Annotated in this window: 10 protein-coding genes and 5 pseudogenes; 2 read left to right on the plus strand and 13 right to left on the minus strand. The window is 70.9% G+C overall.

Going from position 1 to position 16,331, the window contains the following annotated elements; translation table 11 throughout:
• Nucleotides 1-189: 189 nt before the first annotated feature.
• Entirely contained in the window at nt 190-552 is a 363-nt protein-coding gene (locus tag OJ254_RS04810; RefSeq protein WP_265361389.1) for a hypothetical protein, read from the minus strand.
• A gap of 632 nt (nt 553-1,184) precedes the next feature.
• Here OJ254_RS04810 and OJ254_RS04815 point away from each other — a divergent pair.
• Entirely contained in the window at nt 1,185-2,558 is a 1,374-nt protein-coding gene (locus OJ254_RS04815; RefSeq protein ID WP_423835826.1) for an NsdA family TPR-like regulatory protein, read from the plus strand.
• A 1-nt stretch (nt 2,559) separates the two neighbouring features.
• Nucleotides 2,560-3,093 (plus strand): NUDIX domain-containing protein, encoded by a 534-nt coding sequence (locus OJ254_RS04820; RefSeq protein ID WP_265365050.1) that lies wholly within the window; start codon nt 2,560-2,562, stop codon nt 3,091-3,093.
• Nucleotides 3,094-3,482: 389 nt separating this feature from the next.
• On the opposite strand, the gene OJ254_RS04825 is transcribed toward OJ254_RS04820, so the two are convergent.
• The 12 genes and pseudogenes from OJ254_RS04825 to OJ254_RS04880 form a co-directional block, all read right to left on the minus strand.
• Nucleotides 3,483-3,851, minus strand: a complete 369-nt coding sequence (locus tag OJ254_RS04825; RefSeq protein ID WP_265365051.1) for a PIN domain-containing protein — start codon at nt 3,849-3,851, stop codon at nt 3,483-3,485.
• A gap of 5 nt (nt 3,852-3,856) precedes the next feature.
• Nucleotides 3,857-4,113, minus strand: a pseudogene (locus OJ254_RS04830) (hypothetical protein).
• A gap of 56 nt (nt 4,114-4,169) precedes the next feature.
• A pseudogene (locus OJ254_RS04835) lies at nt 4,170-4,564 on the minus strand (cytidine deaminase).
• On the minus strand, nt 4,561-5,850 hold the full coding sequence (locus tag OJ254_RS04840; protein ID WP_265361391.1) for an ABC transporter permease: 1,290 nt from the start codon (nt 5,848-5,850) through the stop codon (nt 4,561-4,563). The pseudogene OJ254_RS04835 and the gene OJ254_RS04840 overlap by 4 nt, the downstream one beginning before the upstream one ends.
• A pseudogene (locus OJ254_RS04845) lies at nt 5,847-6,952 on the minus strand (ABC transporter permease). The gene OJ254_RS04840 and the pseudogene OJ254_RS04845 overlap by 4 nt, the downstream one beginning before the upstream one ends.
• Nucleotides 6,949-8,521: pseudogene (locus OJ254_RS04850) on the minus strand (ABC transporter ATP-binding protein). Before OJ254_RS04850 ends, OJ254_RS04845 begins: the two co-directional pseudogenes overlap by 4 nt.
• Before the next feature lie 237 nt (nt 8,522-8,758).
• Nucleotides 8,759-9,793, minus strand: coding sequence for a BMP family lipoprotein (locus OJ254_RS04855; protein ID WP_265361392.1), 1,035 nt, complete (start codon nt 9,791-9,793; stop codon nt 8,759-8,761).
• A 189-nt stretch (nt 9,794-9,982) separates the two neighbouring features.
• Nucleotides 9,983-11,224: an amidohydrolase gene (locus OJ254_RS04860; protein WP_265361393.1), complete on the minus strand. Its 1,242-nt coding sequence runs from the start codon at nt 11,222-11,224 to the stop codon at nt 9,983-9,985.
• Nucleotides 11,225-11,398: 174 nt separating this feature from the next.
• Nucleotides 11,399-12,730, minus strand: a complete 1,332-nt coding sequence (locus OJ254_RS04865; protein WP_423835827.1) for a hypothetical protein — start codon at nt 12,728-12,730, stop codon at nt 11,399-11,401.
• A gap of 29 nt (nt 12,731-12,759) precedes the next feature.
• Nucleotides 12,760-13,691 (minus strand): annotated as a pseudogene (locus OJ254_RS04870) (N-acetylneuraminate synthase family protein).
• Between the two features lie 64 nt (nt 13,692-13,755).
• Nucleotides 13,756-14,958, minus strand: coding sequence for an acylneuraminate cytidylyltransferase (locus tag OJ254_RS04875; RefSeq protein WP_265361394.1), 1,203 nt, complete (start codon nt 14,956-14,958; stop codon nt 13,756-13,758).
• Nucleotides 14,959-14,996: 38 nt separating this feature from the next.
• Nucleotides 14,997-16,316 carry a DUF6716 putative glycosyltransferase gene (locus OJ254_RS04880; RefSeq protein ID WP_423835828.1) on the minus strand — a complete coding sequence of 440 codons (1,320 nt, stop codon included), beginning with the start codon at nt 16,314-16,316 and terminating at the stop codon, nt 14,997-14,999.
• Nucleotides 16,317-16,331 lie beyond the last annotated feature (15 nt).

The following is a 16,331-nucleotide window of genomic DNA, read 5'->3' on the forward strand; positions in this document are numbered from 1 at the left end:
CAGCGAGCCTGCGCACAAACGCCGCTCCGTCTTCCTCGGTCAGCTCATCAACCCACGCGGTACCGGCGTTGGACGCCGCACGCATCTGATCGAGCTGCCGGTACAGCTCCCGTTGGCTCACATGCCGTCCCCAGGTCTCTTCCGCCCCGTAGCGCAGCCGCGACCATGCGTCCGCACACCGTGCCCAGATCATCCGCACGCCCGGGCCGGATGGCGGGGCCCGCCGTCATCGCCGTTTCCCGGAGTTGCCTCAGCGTCGGGTTCGTCATCGTCCGGCACAGGCAGTCGCGCGCCCCTGCTTTCCGCTACCCGGTGCACATCGGCCAGGGATGCGGTCACGACGGCCAGCAGGCGAAGTTCTCCGGACGTCCACGTACGAGCGTCAAGGGTGCGGCGTGCTTCCTCGATGAGTTCGGCAGCCGAGGCGAGCTGCGCGGTTTCGATCTCGTCGGCCAGACGGGACACGTATCCGTTGCCATCGCCTGCCAGGTAGCAGGGCTTCCCGTCGGGGCTGGACCACGGCAGCAACCGCAGTTTCTCCACGGGATTCATCACGCCGCCACCTCAACTCCGCGAATCCGGCGCGGCCCCGCGTCGACGCCGCGAACGGCCAGCCACAACCCCCGTCCCGGCGGGCTCTGCAAGCGGCGCGCGTACAGCTCTTCGGTCGTCAGGGCGTATGGGCGGATCAGGGCCGAGTCCTCGCCGCGCAGGAGCCCAGGCTGCCGAACGGGCACACGAGGAAGGGCGAGCGTCGGCGCGTCCTCGCACCTCGCCTCCGGCTGCGTACGGTCCGTCCGGTGGCGGCCCCGCGCTGGAAGCAGCAGCCGCAGCAGCGGGAGTAAGAACCTCGCTGTAGCGTTGGTCATGTTGTCAACTCCTTGGTAGTTGATGGCCATGCCCCCGGATCGTTCGCGCGATCGCGGGGGTCCTGCATGTCGCCATCGCCACGCGGTGACGAGTGCGGCCGACCGTCGGCCTGAATCTGATCGGCCGGGACTAGTCACAGGCGGCCCGAACTAGGCGTAGATCTACGTCACTTCAGGAAGCCGCCCGGACCGAGGGAAAGCCTGGATCCCGGTCGCGCCCGTTCCGGGCGGCTGGTGATTAGTGAACCTTCCGTCACGCACAGTGGGTACGGTGAGAGGCAGTTGAATCGGTATACGTGGTTTACACGCCCCGGATTGGAGGCGAGGGTGGCAGGGCAGAAAGCGCCCAACTCCCGCCTGCGCGAGACCATCGATGCGAGCGGCTGCACCTACGAGGCCCTGGCCAAGGACGTGCGGCGCGTCGCCGCGGAGAACGGTGAGATCCTCCAGACCAACAAGTCGGCCGTCTCCCACTGGGTGAACGGCACCCGTCAGCCCACTGGCCGCACCGGCCAATACCTCGCCGAGGCGCTGTCTCGTCGAGCAGGCCGCACCATCACCCAGACCGAGATCGGCCTGGGCCCAGCCGGAGCCCACGATGCAACGGAAATGGAATCGGACCCGGTCCTCGCAGCCACCGACCTTGGCCGCGCCGATGTAGAGCGCCGCCGCTTCCTCGCGGTAGCCGCCTTCACCACCGCCGGCGTGGCCATGCCGCTTGCCTACGACCACGAGGCCACCTCCCGCATGCTCCGCGCACGCACCGGAGCGGCCATGGTCGGCCTGGAGGACGTGGATGTCGTGCGCCAGATCACCACCGCCTTCAGCGCGGCCGACGAACGCCTCGGCGGTGGCCACGGCTTGACCACCGTCACTGCCTATCTCGCCGACACCGCAGCCCCCATGCTCCGCGGACGCTTCCCCGGCGATGCCTTACGCCGAGCCGCCTTCGGTGCGGTCGCCGAACTCGCCTATCTGGCCGGCTGGAAGCACCACGACCTCGGCCAGGAAGGCGCCGCCCAGCGCTACTACCAGGTCGGCTACCAACTCGCCTGCGAAGCCGACCCCCACGGTCATGCGGCCTGGATGATGCGCGCCCTCGCTCACCAGGCCCTCAGTCTCAAACAACCCCACTATTGCGTCGATCTCGCCGCCGCCGCGCTCGCCCGCGGCCTCAACCACATCGATGGCCGGACCGAAGCCCTCCTCCACATCACCCACGCCCGCGCGTACGCCGCTATTGGTGAGAAGCCCGCTGCAGCCCGCGCCCTCCTCGCCGCTGAAGACGCCCTCCTCCGCTACGACGGACCTCAGCCCAGCTACTCCCGCGTCAGCGGCCCGGCCGCCGGCACCGTCGCCAGCCACACCGCCCGCACCCTGACCGACCTAGCCGACCACATCGGCACCGAGCAGCAGCACCGCGACGCCCTCATCCGTTGGGACCCTCAGAAGTACAAACGTGTCCACGCCCTCACCTATGCCGACCTCGGTGACAGTCTCGCCGCCCAGGCACGCGCCGACGAAGCCGTCGCCGCTTGGTCCCAGGCCCTGATCCTCATGGAAGGCATGACCTCCGACCGGACGCGCAAGGCGATCACATCGCTCAGATCAATCCTTGCCGTCTACCAGCGGCGCAAAGTACCGGGCGCCACCGAGCTCGCCCGCCGCGCACGGGAAGCGCTGGCCTAAGCTGCCGATCAACCGGCCGACGAAGGGATGCACCGTGGCTCAGCCGAATACCGACGACCAGCCCAAAGCGCTCAAGCCCGCCCTCGAAGCCATGACCCTTCTGGTCGCCGCCGTCATCGTCCACGACACGGCCGCCAACCGCGTCGTCCTCCTTCAACGCAGCCGGAACGCCAAGTTCGCACAGGGGATGTGGGACCTCCCCGTCGGCAAGAGCGAGCCCGGCGAGCCGATCACCGAAACCGCCGTACGCGAGCTGTACGAGGAGACCGGCCTGACCGTGAAGCCCGAAGCACTGAAGGTCGCCCACATCATCCACGGTGCCTGGGGCGTCGAGGCCCCCAACGGCTTCCTCACCGTCGTCTTCGCCGCCCACGAATGGACCGGCGAACCCGAGAACCGGGAACCGCGGAAGCACGACCACGTGTGCTGGGTCGACGCCGACGCCCTCCCCGAAGAGTTCGTCGACACCACCGCCAGCGCTCTTCGTCGCTACCTGGCCGACGGGGAACAGGTCTCGCTGGACGGCTGGAGGTAGAAACCGGGTCGCCGACCCGCAGTTCACAGCCGCCGCTAGCTCACCTGCACGGTGGGGGCTGAGCGGGGGTGGGTGGCGGGAGTGGGTGGCGGGAGTGGGTGGCGGGGGTGCCGTGCCCTAAGGGGGCGATGGCACCCCTGGGGCCGTACAACAAGGGCTGTCGCCCGTCAGCCCGCCGTCATCCCGCCAGATGTCCCGGCCCCGAACGCATCCGGCAGCAGCTCCGACGGGGCGCGAATGCCGGCGAGGGTGTCCACCAGCAGGTCCGGGGCCGCCGTGTTCGTAGAGCATCGGCACCACGACTCTCCCGTACAGCGGCCACCGGCGCGGCTCCATGACGCACTGTGGCCCCGCCGTACGCGGGGCCACAGCAGACCGGGTCCAGCATGTCAGGGGGTGAGGTCCAGTACCCGAACCGGCTGGCCTTCCCACCGCTTGGGAGTGATGGTCGCAATGATCGCCCCATCGGGCCGCTCGGGAGTCGGCTGTGCGGCGAACCGACTGTGCGCCGCGGCCCACGTCTTCTGCTGGGCGACCGCCAGCGCGGCGGGCAGGTCCAAGTCCAGCACGGTGATGCCCTGCAGTGCCGCCAGGTGCTCGGCCGTTCCCGGCCGGGCCCGGTCCGCTTCCACCAGCGCGCAGGAAGGCGCGTAGAGGAACCAGCCGGTCTCGGCGTGCGCACGGTGGATGAGACGGGAGGCGAGGACGTTTCCCTGGCCGGCTGCGGCCATCGCTGTCTCATCCAGCACGATGTGCATCTCGCTCACGGGCCGGTCACCCCGGCCAGGCGCCGGTCCAACTCACTGTCCAGGTCCTCCTGCTCGGCCGGCGTCGGGGCGTAGCCGTTCCACTTCTTCAGCGTGGCCAGGGCCTTCTCCGCGCGCTCGGCGCGCTCGGCCGGGTCAGCAGGGTTTCGGCCAGGCGGGCCAGGTAGGCGCGCAGCGACAGACCCTCGGCTGCCGCGATCGCGGCAAGCCGGTCCTTGGCCTCTTCGGGGAGGCGGATATTGGCATCGGACATCGTCGTGCTCCTTCCCATCCCCGAAGGGTACGGGTATGTACCCGTACCCGTCCATCTCACCCCGTCAGATGGCCCGCCCCGAACGCGTCCGGCAGCAGCTCCGACAGGGGGCGGATGCCCGCTCGGGTGTCCACCAGCAGTTCCGGGCCGCCGTGTTCCCACAGCAGTTGGCGGCAGCGGCCGCAGGGGACCAACGGTTCGCCCGCGCCGTCCACGCACGTGAAGGCGGTCAGGCGGCCGCCGCCGGTGGCGAAGAGGGCGGAGATCAGGCCGCATTCGGCGCACAGGCCGAGGCCGTAGGAGGCGTTCTCGACGTTGCAGCCGGTGACGGTGCGGCCGTCGTCGACCAGGGCGGCCGCGCCCACGGGGTAGCCGGAGTACGGGGCGTAGGCCCGGGACATCGCGTCCGGGCCTGCGCGCGCAGTGACTCCCAGTCGGGAGCTTCGGTCACTTGCCCTGGCCTCTTCGGTAGATCTTGCCGATCGCCTTCGGTGCCCGCAGCCGCTGCGCGGCCAGCGACAGCACCAGCAGCGTGGCGATGTACGGGGCGACGCCGACGATCTCCAGCGGAACCGTATCCGTGGTGGTGTACCAGACGGTGAGCAACACGGCGGCGGCCAGGCTGATCACCGCCTGGGTGCGCTGCCCGGCGCGCACCTTCCACACCGCGAGGCCGATCAGCAGTACGGCGAGCAGGAGCAGCAGCGCGTGGACGGTGGGGCCGCCACCGCGCAGCTGGAGGGCGTCCATGAAGCCGAACAGGCCGGCGCCCATGGCGACACCGCCCGGCCGCCAGTTGCCGAAGATCATGGTGGCGAGGCCGATGTAGCCGCGGCCGCCGGTCTGGCCGTCCTGGTAGATGTGCACGTAGATCGCGAGGAACGCACCGCCGAGGCCCGCCAGCGCGCCGGAGACGGTCACCGCCGCGTACTTGTAGCGGTAGACGTTGACGCCCAGCGACTCGGCCGCGATCGGGCCCTCGCCGCAGGAGCGCAGCCGCAGGCCGAAGGCGGAACGCCACAGGACGAAGGCGCTGAGCACGAAGATGACGACGGTCAGCAGGGTCAGCCAGGAGACGTTGGTGACCAGGGAGCCGAGGATGCCGGCCACGTCGGAGACCAGGAACCAGTGGTGCTGCTCGATGGAGTGGAGCCAGTCGGACAGGCCGGGGACGGTGAACGTCGGCATGTCGGGCATCGGCGGCGACTGCTTGTCGTTGCCGCCGGCGGTCGCTGCCGCGCTGCCGTCCGCGCCGAACCACAGCTTGGCGAGGAACTGGGTCACGCCGAGCGCCATGATGTTGATGGCGACGCCGGAGATGATGTGGTCGACGCCGAAGGTGACGGTGACGACGGCGTGCAGCAGGCCGCCGAGCGCGCCTCCGACGACACCGGCCAGCGCCGCGGCCCAGGGGCCGTGCTCCCAGCCGACCACGCCGGCGGAGAAGGCGCCGAGCATCATCATGCCTTCGAGGCCGATGTTGATGACGCCGGAGCGCTCGGCCCACAGACCTCCGAGGCCGGCCAGGCCGATCGGCACGGCGGCGTTGAGCGCGGCGATGTACTGGCCGGATTCGGTCAGGTTGGTGGCGCCGGTGATCACCCGCAGCAGGGACAGCAGGATCAGGCCGCCCGCGACGAGCAGCAGGACCTTGGGGTAGCTGAGCTTGGCCCGGGGGCTCTTGGGCTTCTGCTGCTGGGGGCTCTGGTCGACCGGAGCCGTGAGGTTCGTACTCACGCGGACACCTCCGCCTTCTCGGTCTTACGGGCCTGGGCGGCGAGCTCCGCGCCGACCTGCCGCTGCTGGAGTCTGAGGCCGTAGCGCCGCACGAGTTCGTAGGCGACGACGACGCACAGCACGATGACGCCCTGCATCACGCCGACGATCTCCTGCTGGTAGTCCTCGAATTCCAGCTGGGTGCCGGTCCGTTCGAGGAAGCCCCACAGCAGGGCGGCGGCGGCCATGCCGACCGGGTGGTTGCGGCCCAGCAGCGCGATGGCGATGCCGGTGAAGCCGATGCCGATGGGGAAGTCGGTGCCGTAGTTGTACGACTCGCCGAGCAGCGTCGGCATGCCGATCAGTCCCGCCGCACCGCCGGAGAGCAGCATGGAGGTGACGATCATCCGCTTGACGTTGACGCCGCCGGCCTCGGCCGCGGACTCGGACTGGCCGACCGTACGCAGGTCGAAGCCGAAGCGGGTGCGGTTGAGCACGAACCAGTACGCGAAGCCGACGACGACGGCGACGACGAGGAAGCCGTCGAGGGGAGCGGGCTGGGTGGGGATGGTGAAGAAGTGGCTGGAGGCCGGGAGGTTCGGCGTGTGGAAGAGGTTGCCGTCCTTGACCGCGAGCCGGCCGTCCTGGAGGAAGTAGCCGATGACCGCGGCAGCGATGGCGTTCAGCATGATCGTGGTGATCACCTCGCTGACGCCGCGGGTGGTCTTCAGCAGGCCGCGATACCCGCCCAGACCGAGCCGACCAGCATCGCGACGAGGATGATCAGCGGGATCTGGAGGAAGCCGGGGAGCGTCAGCGCACCGCCGACCACCGCGGCGAAGAACGCCGCGATGCGGTACTGGCCGTCGACGCCGATGTTGAAGAGGTTCATCCGGAAGCCGATGGCGACGGCCAGCGCGGACAGGTAGTACGGGACCGCCTTGTTGATGATCCAGACCTGGCTGTCGCTCTTGGAGCCGAAGTCGAGCATCACCAGGTAGGCGTGGATCGGGTCCTTGCCGGTGGCCAGGATGATCACCGAGGTGATGGCCAGTGCCGCGACGATCGCCAGGACGGGCGCGGCGATGCCCAGGATCAGCTTGTTCTTGTCGAGCTTCTTCACTCGGACTCTCCCTCCTGGGACGAGCGCGGCTCCGAGTCTGCGGCGGTGTCGCTGTCGGAGTGGGTCAGATGGCCGCTGGCGGCGCCGGTCATGGCCGAACCCAGCTCCTCCGGGGTGATGGTGGCGGGGTCCGCATCCGCGACGAGCCGGCCGCGGTACATCACCCGCAGGCCGTCGGACAGGCCGATCAGCTCGTCCAGGTCGGCGGAGATCAGCAGCACGGCGAGGCCCTCGCGGCGGGCGGTGCGTATTTGGTCCCAGATCTGCGCCTGCGCGCCGACGTCCACGCCCCGGGTCGGGTGCGCGGCGATCAGCAGCTTGGGATGGTGGCTCATCTCCCGGCCGAAGATCAGCTTCTGCTGGTTGCCGCCGGAGAGCGAGGCCGCGGTGACCTCGATGCCGGGCGTGCGGACGTCGTACTCGGCGACGATCCGCTCGGTGTCGGCGCGGGCGGCCTTCAGGTCGAGCAGCCGGCCCTTGGCGTTGGGCTTCTGCGTGACATGGCCCAGGATGCGGTTCTCCCACAGGGGGCCTCCAGCAGCAGGCCGTGCCGGTGGCGGTCCTCGGGGATGTAGCCGATGCCGTCCTCACGCCTGGTGCGGGTGGGCAGATGGCTGATGTCGATGCCGTCCAGCGTGATGGTGCCGCTGTCGGGGTCGCGCATGCCCATGATCGCCTCGACCAGTTCGGCCTGGCCGTTGCCTCCACACCCGCGATGCCCAGGACTTCGCCCTTGCGGATGGTCAGCGACACATCGTTCAGGACGGTGCGCTCGACGCCCTCCGCGTCGGCGGTGGCCAGCCGCAGCCCCTCGACCTTGAGCATCTCCACGTCCGTGACGGTGGACTCACGGGTCTGCGGCGAGGGCAGTTCGCTGCCGACCATCAGCTCGGCGAGCTGCTTGGGCGTGGTCTCGCTGGGGACGACGGAGGCGACGGTGGTGCCGCGCCGGATGACGGTGATGTCATCGGCGACCGAGAGCACCTCGCCCAGCTTGTGGGAGATGAAGATGACGGTCAGGCCCTCGGACTTGAGCTCGCGCAGGTTGTCGAAGAGCGCGTCGACCTCCTGCGGGACCAGCACCGCGGTCGGCTCGTCGAGGATCAGGGTGCGGGCGCCGCGGTAGAGGACCTTGAGGATCTCCACGCGCTGGCGGTCGGCGACGCCGAGGTCCTCGACGAGGACGTCGGGGCGGACGCCGAGGCCGTAGCGGTCGGAGATCTTGAGGATCTCGGCGCGGGCCTTGCCTCCGATGCCGTGCAGCTTCTCACCGCCGAGAACGACGTTCTCCAGGACGGTGAGGTTGTCGGCGAGCATGAAGTGCTGGTGCACCATGCCGATGCCGCGGGCGATGGCGTCGGCCGGGCTGTGGAAGCTGACCTGTTCGCCGTCGATGCCGATCGTGCCCTCGTCCGGCTTCTGCATGCCGTAGAGGATCTTCATCAGCGTGGACTTGCCCGCGCCGTTCTCGCCGACCAGGGCGTGCACGGTGCCGCGGCCGATGGTGATGTCGATGTCGTGGTTGGCGACGACTCCCGGGAACCGCTTGGTGATCCCGCGGAGTTCCACCGCTGGTGCCGCGGCGGGGGCGCTGTCTGCCTGGGGGCTGCTGGACGCTTTGATGGCGCACTCTCCTCGGGGGGACAGGGAGTGGTACGAAGGAGCGAAGAGGTGAAGATATCGCGCCAACTCCGCGCTACGCGCGTAGTGTTGACGCCGAAAAAAGCCGAAACCTGCCGGGGCTCTCCGGCCGACGGACCCGGCGCGGCGGCGTGCTGGCCGCCGCGCCGGACCGAGGAGAACCTGCTACTTGGCCGGGGTGTCGCTGACCTTCACCTGGCCCGACGCGATCTTCTTCTTCGCCGCGTCGATCTTGGCCTGGATGTCCTTGATGAAGCCGCCCGACGTGGACAGCCGCACGCCGTCGTCCTTGAGCGTGTAGCTCTTGTTGCCGGTCAGCGGCTTCTTGTCGTGCACGCTCTTGACCAGGTCGTACACCGCCACGTCGACGTTCTTCATGACCGACGTGAGGATCGAGTTCTTGTACTGCGCCAGACCCGGCTGGAGGTACTGGTCGGAGTCGACGCCGATCGCCCAGGTGCCCTTCTTGCCGGCGACCGTCTCGATCGAGCCGTTGCCGGACTGGCCGGCCGCGGTGTAGATCACGTCGATACCGGCGTCGAGCATGCCCTTGGCCTTGCCCTTCGCGGCGGCCGGGTCGTTGAAGCCCTTGTCGTCGTTGGCGTAGAGGTACTCGGAGGTGACCTTCGCCTTGGCGTCGGTGTCCTTGACGCCCTGCTCGAAGCCGGCCTGGAACTTCTGGATCAGCGCGTTGTTCACACCGCCGATGAAGCCGACCTTGTGGGTCTTGCTCTTCAGCGCGGCGGCGACACCGGCGAGGTAGGAAGCCTCGTTCTCGGCGAAGACCATGCCGTAGACGTTCTTGGCCTGGGAGGCGGAGTCGACGACGCCGAAGGTGGTCTTCGGGAACTGCTTGGCGACCTTGTTGACGGACTTGCCGTAGTTGAAGCCGACGCCGATGACGGGGTTGTAGCCCGCCTCGGCCAGCGAGGACAGCCGCTGCTCGCGGTCCGCCTCGGTCTCGCCGTTCTTGGCGGTCATCATCTTGGACTTCACGCCGAGGTCCTTCTCGGCCTTGTCCGCGCCACGAGCCGCCGCCTCGTTGAACGAGTGGTCGTCCCGGCCGCCGACGTCGAAGGCGAGGCCGAGGCCCTTGTCCTTGCCACCGGACTCGGTGGACGAGGCGCCGCAGGCGCTCAGCGAGAGCGTGAGGGCCGCGGTGGCTATGCCCGCGGCAGCGATCTTGGTTACCCGGTGCACGAGGGCCCCTTCGACTCGTAGCGCCTCCATTGGCGCTGATTCCGCGGAATCGTAACGCGCGTAGATGTCAGGTAAAGGGCAGGTGGAAAGCCGTTATCGATTCGAGGCGTACGGGGCCCGGACGATCTTCACAGCCGCCGTCGCGGCGATTGACGACGGCCGGAATTGTTGAGTTCTGTCGGATTTACCTCAGCCGCGGGGCAGGAGGGCGGCGGCGGTGAAGAGCTCCACGCCGACCTGGATGGCGCGCTCGTCGACGTCGAAATCGCCGCGGTGCAGGTCGTACCGGCCGAGGTCGCCGGGGCGGCGGACGCCGAGGCGGGCCATGGCGCCGGGGACCTCCTCCAGGTACCAGGAGAAGTCCTCGCCGCCCAGGGACTGCTCGGTGTCCTCCACGCTGTGGGTGCCGCGCCGGGCGGTCATCGCGTCCTTGAGCAGCGTCACGCTGCCGGCCTCGTTGACCACCGGCGGCACCCCGCGCACGTAGTTGATCTGCGATTTGGCGCCGTACAGCGTCGCGATCTCGTCGATGGCGGCGTGCACCATGTCCGGGGCCTTGCGCCAGGCGTCGAGATCAAGGCACCGGACCGTGCCGGACAGCTCGGCGCGCTGCGGGATCACGTTGCAGATGTGGCCGGACGACAGCCGGCCCCAGGTGACGGCGAGCCCGGCCCGGGCGTCGACCCGGCGGGCGATCAGCGCCGGCACGTCGAGGGCGATCCGGGCGGCGGCGGTGACCATGTCGGTGGTCAGGTGCGGGCGGGCGGTGTGCCCGCCGGGGCCGTCCAGCTCGACCTCCAGCCGGTCGCAGGCCGAGGTGATCGCGCCGGTCCGCAGCCCGATCTTGCCGGCGTCCACCCGCGGGTCGCAGTGCACGGCGAGGATCTGGCCGACGCCGTCCAGCACCCCGGACTCGATGGCGTCCGCGGCGCCGCCCGGCAGCACCTCCTCGGCGGGCTGGAAGATCAGCCGCACCGGGCGGGGCAGCGCGCCGTTGCGGGCCAGCGCGGCCAGCACCAGCCCGGCGCCGAGCACGACGGTGGTGTGCACGTCGTGGCCGCAGGCGTGCGCCCGGCCGGGGACCGCGGAGGCGTAGTCCACGGTCTTGGTGTCCGGGATGGGGAGGGCGTCGATGTCCGCGCGGAGGGCGAGCAGCGGGGCGGTTCCGTCGCCGTACGCGGTGTCCGTGCCGATGTCGCACATCAGGCCGGTGCCGGTGGCGAGCACCCGGGGGCGCAGTCCGGCCTGCTCCAGCCGCTCCTTGATCGCCGCGGTGGTACGGAACTCCTGGTTTCCGAGCTCGGGGTGGCGGTGCAAGTCGCGGCGGAAGTCGATGAGTTCGGCACCGAGCGCCTCGGGCAGCGTGCCGGGCAGCGGGGCCCCGGCGGCGGTGTCGGCGGGGGCGTCGGCGTCGTCGGAATCGCGGGACATCAGTTGGTTCACCTGTTGAAGGTTAGGGCCACCGATGGGGCAACTGTCCCTCGATCAACAAAAGTTCAGCCCCTTAGGGGAAGAAAATCTAGGCCGCTCGGCGCATGGACGGTTTATGGGAGGGGTATGAAGTACGGCTTCCCGCCACGGCCCTCGCCATGCCCCGCGCTCCGCTCAACCGGTGGCCACCCGCTGCCCGAACGGAAGTCGCTGCACGTCGCGGGCGGTCCCGGTGACCCCGTCGAGGAAACCCTGTGCGCGCGGTGAAGCGTTGGCCGTCAGCCACTCCGGGTCGATATCACAGACCGCGACCCGGACCTCCGTACCGGCCAGGGCGAGCGGCAGGGTGTGCACGACGGTCGAGGGGAAGCTGACGATCAGCCGGCCGACGGGGCCGCGGCGGGCGATCAGTTCGAGCGGCAGGTCGGGGCGGACGATCTCCAGTCCGGTCGCGGCGGCGAGGCGGTGCAGCTTGTCGGTGCTCTCGCGGCGGTGGGCGAAGTAGCGGGTGGCGCCGTGCGTACGGGCCAGGGTGCCGACGGCCGCCAGATAGCGGTCGGCGTCGACGACGCCGGTCTCCACGAGCGAGGTGCCGACGATGTCGGCGGCGCCCATCACGCGGGGCGGGCCGAACCGCGCCCGGGTCCAGGCGAAGTCGTTCCTGACGAGGCGCACACCGGGCGGCGCCTCGACGGGCATCGAGCTGAACACGCCGACGGTGCGCCGGCCGCCCTCGGGCCGCGGGGTGAGCCGGCGGCGCGCGGTGGCGGAGAACGGGGCGAAGACCAGGTCCCGGGCGCCGCGTCCGCCGCCGCTGCGGTGCCAGCGCACCAGCCGTTCACCGCGGGCGAGTTGGGAGATGAACTCCATGGTGGCGGTGCCGTCGTCGACCACGACCAGGTCGGGGGCGCCGGTGAGGGCGAGCAGCAGCTGGACGTAGCGGGAGAACGGGTCGCCGATGACGATCCGGCGGGCCCGGCGCAGCAGCGGGGTGAGGCCGCCGATGGTGCGCAGCGGCGCGGTGGGGCCGCCGCGGGCCTCCTCCCAGCGCACGGTGTGCCCTTCGTCGCGGGCGAGTTCGGCCATCCGGCGCAGCTGGCCGCGGGTCATCGGGTCGTGCGGGGAGAGCACGACGATGGTGACCTCGGTGGCCGGCCGCTCGGGACGCCCGCCGTCCGGTGCGCTGCCGTCCGGCGCGTCGGCGTCCGGCGCGGCGGCCTTCGGCGCGTCGGCCTCCGGTCCGGTGGCTTCCGGTCCGGTGGCCTCCAGGGATGCCGCGTGGGCCCATTCCAGGACGTTGAGCAGCTGCACCGGGCTCTCGACGAAGGCGAGGGTGCCGGTGCCGGGGGCGGCGGCGCGGGCCGTGGCACCGGCTGCGGTGCGGGTGCGGTGGCGCTGCCGCGGCACCCCCAGGAGACGACGGGCGGGAGTACCCGCCGTCTCCTGGGGCGGGACCTCTGCGCCGGGCGTGGAGGGCGCGGCGCGGGTCCCTTCAGGTGAGCTCACCTTGTCTCCCGTCGGCTGGTCGGCCGGTGTCAGACTGCCGCGGGCTGGGCCTCGGCGGCCTCCGTCTCGGCGACCACGCCGGCGACCCGGCGCAGCTTCTTCATCGGGCCGAGCTCGGACTCGTAGACCTTCTTGACGCCGTCACCGAGGGACTCCTCGATGGTGCGGATGTCGCGCACGAGGCGGGACAGGCCGCCGGGCTCGACGGAGGCGGCCTGGTCGGAGCCCACATGGCGCGGTCGAGGGTGATGTGGCGCTCGATGAAGGTGGCGCCGAGGGCGACCGCGGCGAGGGTGGTCTGCAGACCGGTCTCGTGGCCGCTGTAGCCGATCGGGACGTTCGGGTACTCCTCCTGCAGGGTGTTGATCATCCGCAGGTTGAGCTCCTCGGCCTTGGCCGGGTAGGTGCTGGTGGCGTGGCAGAGCAGGATGTTCTCGCTGCCCAGGACCTCGACGGCGTGCCGGATCTGCTTGGGGGTGGACATGCCGGTGGAGAGGATGACGGTGCGGCCGGTGGCGCGCATGGCGCGCAGCAGCTCGTCGTCGGTGAGGGAGGCGGAGGCCACCTTGTAGCAGGGCACGTCGAACTTCTCCAGGAAGGCGACGGACTCGACGTCCCAGGGGGAGGCGAACCACGCGATGCCGCGCTTCTTGCAGTACTCGTCGATGGCGCGGTAGCCGTCCTCGTCGAACTCCACGCGGTGGCGGTAGTCGATGTAGGTCATCCGGCCCCAGGGGGTGTCGCGCTCGATGTCCCACTGGTCGCGCGGGGTGCAGACCTCCGGGGTCCGCTTCTGGAACTTCACCGCGTCACAGCCGGCGTCGGCGGCGGCGTCGATCAGCGCGAAGGCGTTCTCCAGGTCGCCGTTGTGGTTGATGCCGATCTCACCGGTGACGTAGACGGGGCGGCCGGGGCCGGCCTCGCGGGCACCGAGCTTGCGGAGGCGGGAGTTGGTGCTCATGGGGAGATTCCTTCGTGTGGATAAGGGTGTGCGGGGTGGGGTTCAGGGGGTGGGGTCGGGTGGGCTAGAGGGAGGGGCCCAGCAGCCAGCCGGCGATCTCGCGGATCGCGCCGCTGCCTCCGGGCGTGGCGGTGACGGCGCGGGCCGCGCCGCGCACCACGTCGTGCGCCCCGGCGACCGCCACCGGCCAGCCGACGAGGTCGAAGCACGGGAGGTCGTTGACGTCGTTGCCGACGTAGAGCACGCGCTCGGGCGCGACTCCGGCCTCCTCGCACCACTGCTTGAGGGCGAGGTCCTTGCGGTCGATGCCGTGCAGGACGGGCACCCGCAGCTTGCGGGCCCGGGCGGCGACGACCGGGTTGGTCTCGGTGGAGAGGATCAGCAGTTTGAGCTCGGCCCGGCGCAGGGCGGCGATGCCGAGGCCGTCGCCGCGGTGCACCGCGACGATCTCCCGTCCGTCGGCGTCGATCAGCACCCGGTCGTCGGTCTGGGTGCCGTCGAAGTCGAGGACGACGGCGTCGATGTCGTCGCGGGTCGGCAGGGAACCGGGGCGCGGGGCGTCCAGCAGCGGGGCCAGCGCGCGGGCGCGGGCGAGGTCGTGCGGGTCGTCGACCTCCAGCACCCGGGCCGGGTCGGTGCGGACGAGTTCGGTGCGGCCGAAGAAGCGGTGGCCGCTGGCGCGGAAGCCGGCCGCGTCCATGGCGTAGGCGGCGCCGGTCTCCAGCAGGTCCTGGGGGCGGTCCTGGCGGCGGGGCCGGAAGGACTTGTCGTGGTTGACGCCGTGGCCGCCGTCGGTGGCGGTCGCCCCGCCCACCGCGGGCTCGGCGTCGCGCCAGACGAAGCCGTGGAAGGGCGCCACGGTCAGCGCGCTGTCGGCGCCGTCCTCGACGACCGCGGCGGCCACCCCGTCGACGTCCTCGCGGACCAGGAACGGGCTGGTGCACTGGACCAGCAGCACCGCGTCGACGGTGGTGCCCTGCTCGGCCTCGTACGCGTCCATGGCGTGCAGGACGGCGGCCTCGCTGGTGGCGGTGTCGCCCGCGATGTCGCCGGGGCGCCGGACGACGACGGCTCCGGCACTGCGCGCGGCGGCCGCGATCCCGGCGTCGTCGGTGGAGACCACGACGTCGGTGACCAGGCGGGCGGCGCGGCATTCGCGGACCGCGCGGGCCACCAGGGGCACGCCCCCGACGGCGGCGAGGTTCTTGGCGGGCACGCCCTTGGATCCGCCGCGGGCGGGGATGACGGCAACCACGGTGGGTGGCATTGCGGGCTCCTTGGTCGGGCCGGGGGCGGCAGCGGGGTTCACAGCTGCCCCCAGCGGCGGATGGCGGGGGCGACGCGCTGGACGCCGTGGCGGTAGGCGCCGCGGGCGGCCTCGCGGACCGTCTCGCGGGCGATCCGGCGCAGTCCGCCGGTCTCCTCGGTGGCGTCGGTGTGGCCGGGGAGCGGGGCACCCTGCGGGTCCAGGCCGTGCCGGGCGAGGATGCCGGGCAGGTAGCCGGGGGCGGTGCGCGGTGTGTAGTACGGGCGCAGCGGCGGCAGGCTCGCGGCCTCGCGGAGTGCGGTGACCCGGGCGCGGGCGGCGTCGAAGGCGCTTCCGTACTCACCCTCGGCGGCGACTCCCTGGCGGGCCAGCCAGTCCGGGTCGGGCTCCGGGCGGTGGCCGGCGTCCAGTTCGTCCCAGGAGGCCAGGCAGCCGGAGCCGAGGAAGTGGTGGTTGCCGAGGACCTCGCGGATGCCGAGGTCGGTGAGGACGGCGGTGGGGATGCCGCGGTGCAGGGATTCCAGGGCGGCGGTGGAGCTGACCGTCACCAGCAGGTCGGTGCGGTCCAGGACCTCGCCCATGTTGCCGTACACCAGGCGGCAGTTGGCGGGCAGTCCGCCGGGGATCTTGGCGGCGAGCTTCTGGTAGGGCAGTTCCTCGATGTGCGTGGTGTGTTCGCCGGGCTTGCTGCGGAGCTTGATCAGCACTTCGCGGCCGGGGTGCCGGCGGGCGTGCTCGACGGCCCGGCGCAGCAGGTACGTCCGGTCGGCGCGGTTCTCCGGGACCGAGGGCTGGGCGGCGAACACCACGGTGTAGGGGTCGTGTTCGGCCGTGTAGCGGTCGCCGCCGAGGAACGGCAGGGCGCACTCGACGACGCTGTCGTCGTCGGCGCCGACCCCGCGGTAAACGGCGCGGAACCGGTCGGCGTCGTGCCGGGAGTTGGCGAGGACGACGTCCGCGCCGTGCCGCAGCAGCAGCCCGTCGGCGAGCTTCTCGTAGACCACCCCGACGTAGCCGGTGACGACCACGGGGCGGTGCGCTGCGCTCTCCCAGGTGCGGGCGAGGCCGTGCAGCATCGCCTGTACCGCGCCGCCGACGCAGGCCAGCACGACCACGTCGTAGCGGGTGCGGTCGATGGAGCGCACGAAGTCGACGCCCCGGATCTCGCGCAGCGCGTCCGCCCGGGCCCCGACCTCGTCGAGCTGGCGGACCGTGGGAGTGGCGCGGCCGCGGAGCAGATACCCGTCGAGCCGGATGTCCGATTGGATTCGGTACGCTGTCAAAGCGCCCCATTTCCATCGGGTATCCGAGTCGGCGAGCACGGCGACTCGCGGCGAGGAAGCGGTACGTGATGGCACGTCGAAGACGCTAGG

The organism is Streptomyces endophytica, assembly GCF_026153355.1.
Taxonomy (GTDB): Bacteria; Actinomycetota; Actinomycetes; order Streptomycetales; family Streptomycetaceae; genus Streptomyces; species Streptomyces endophytica.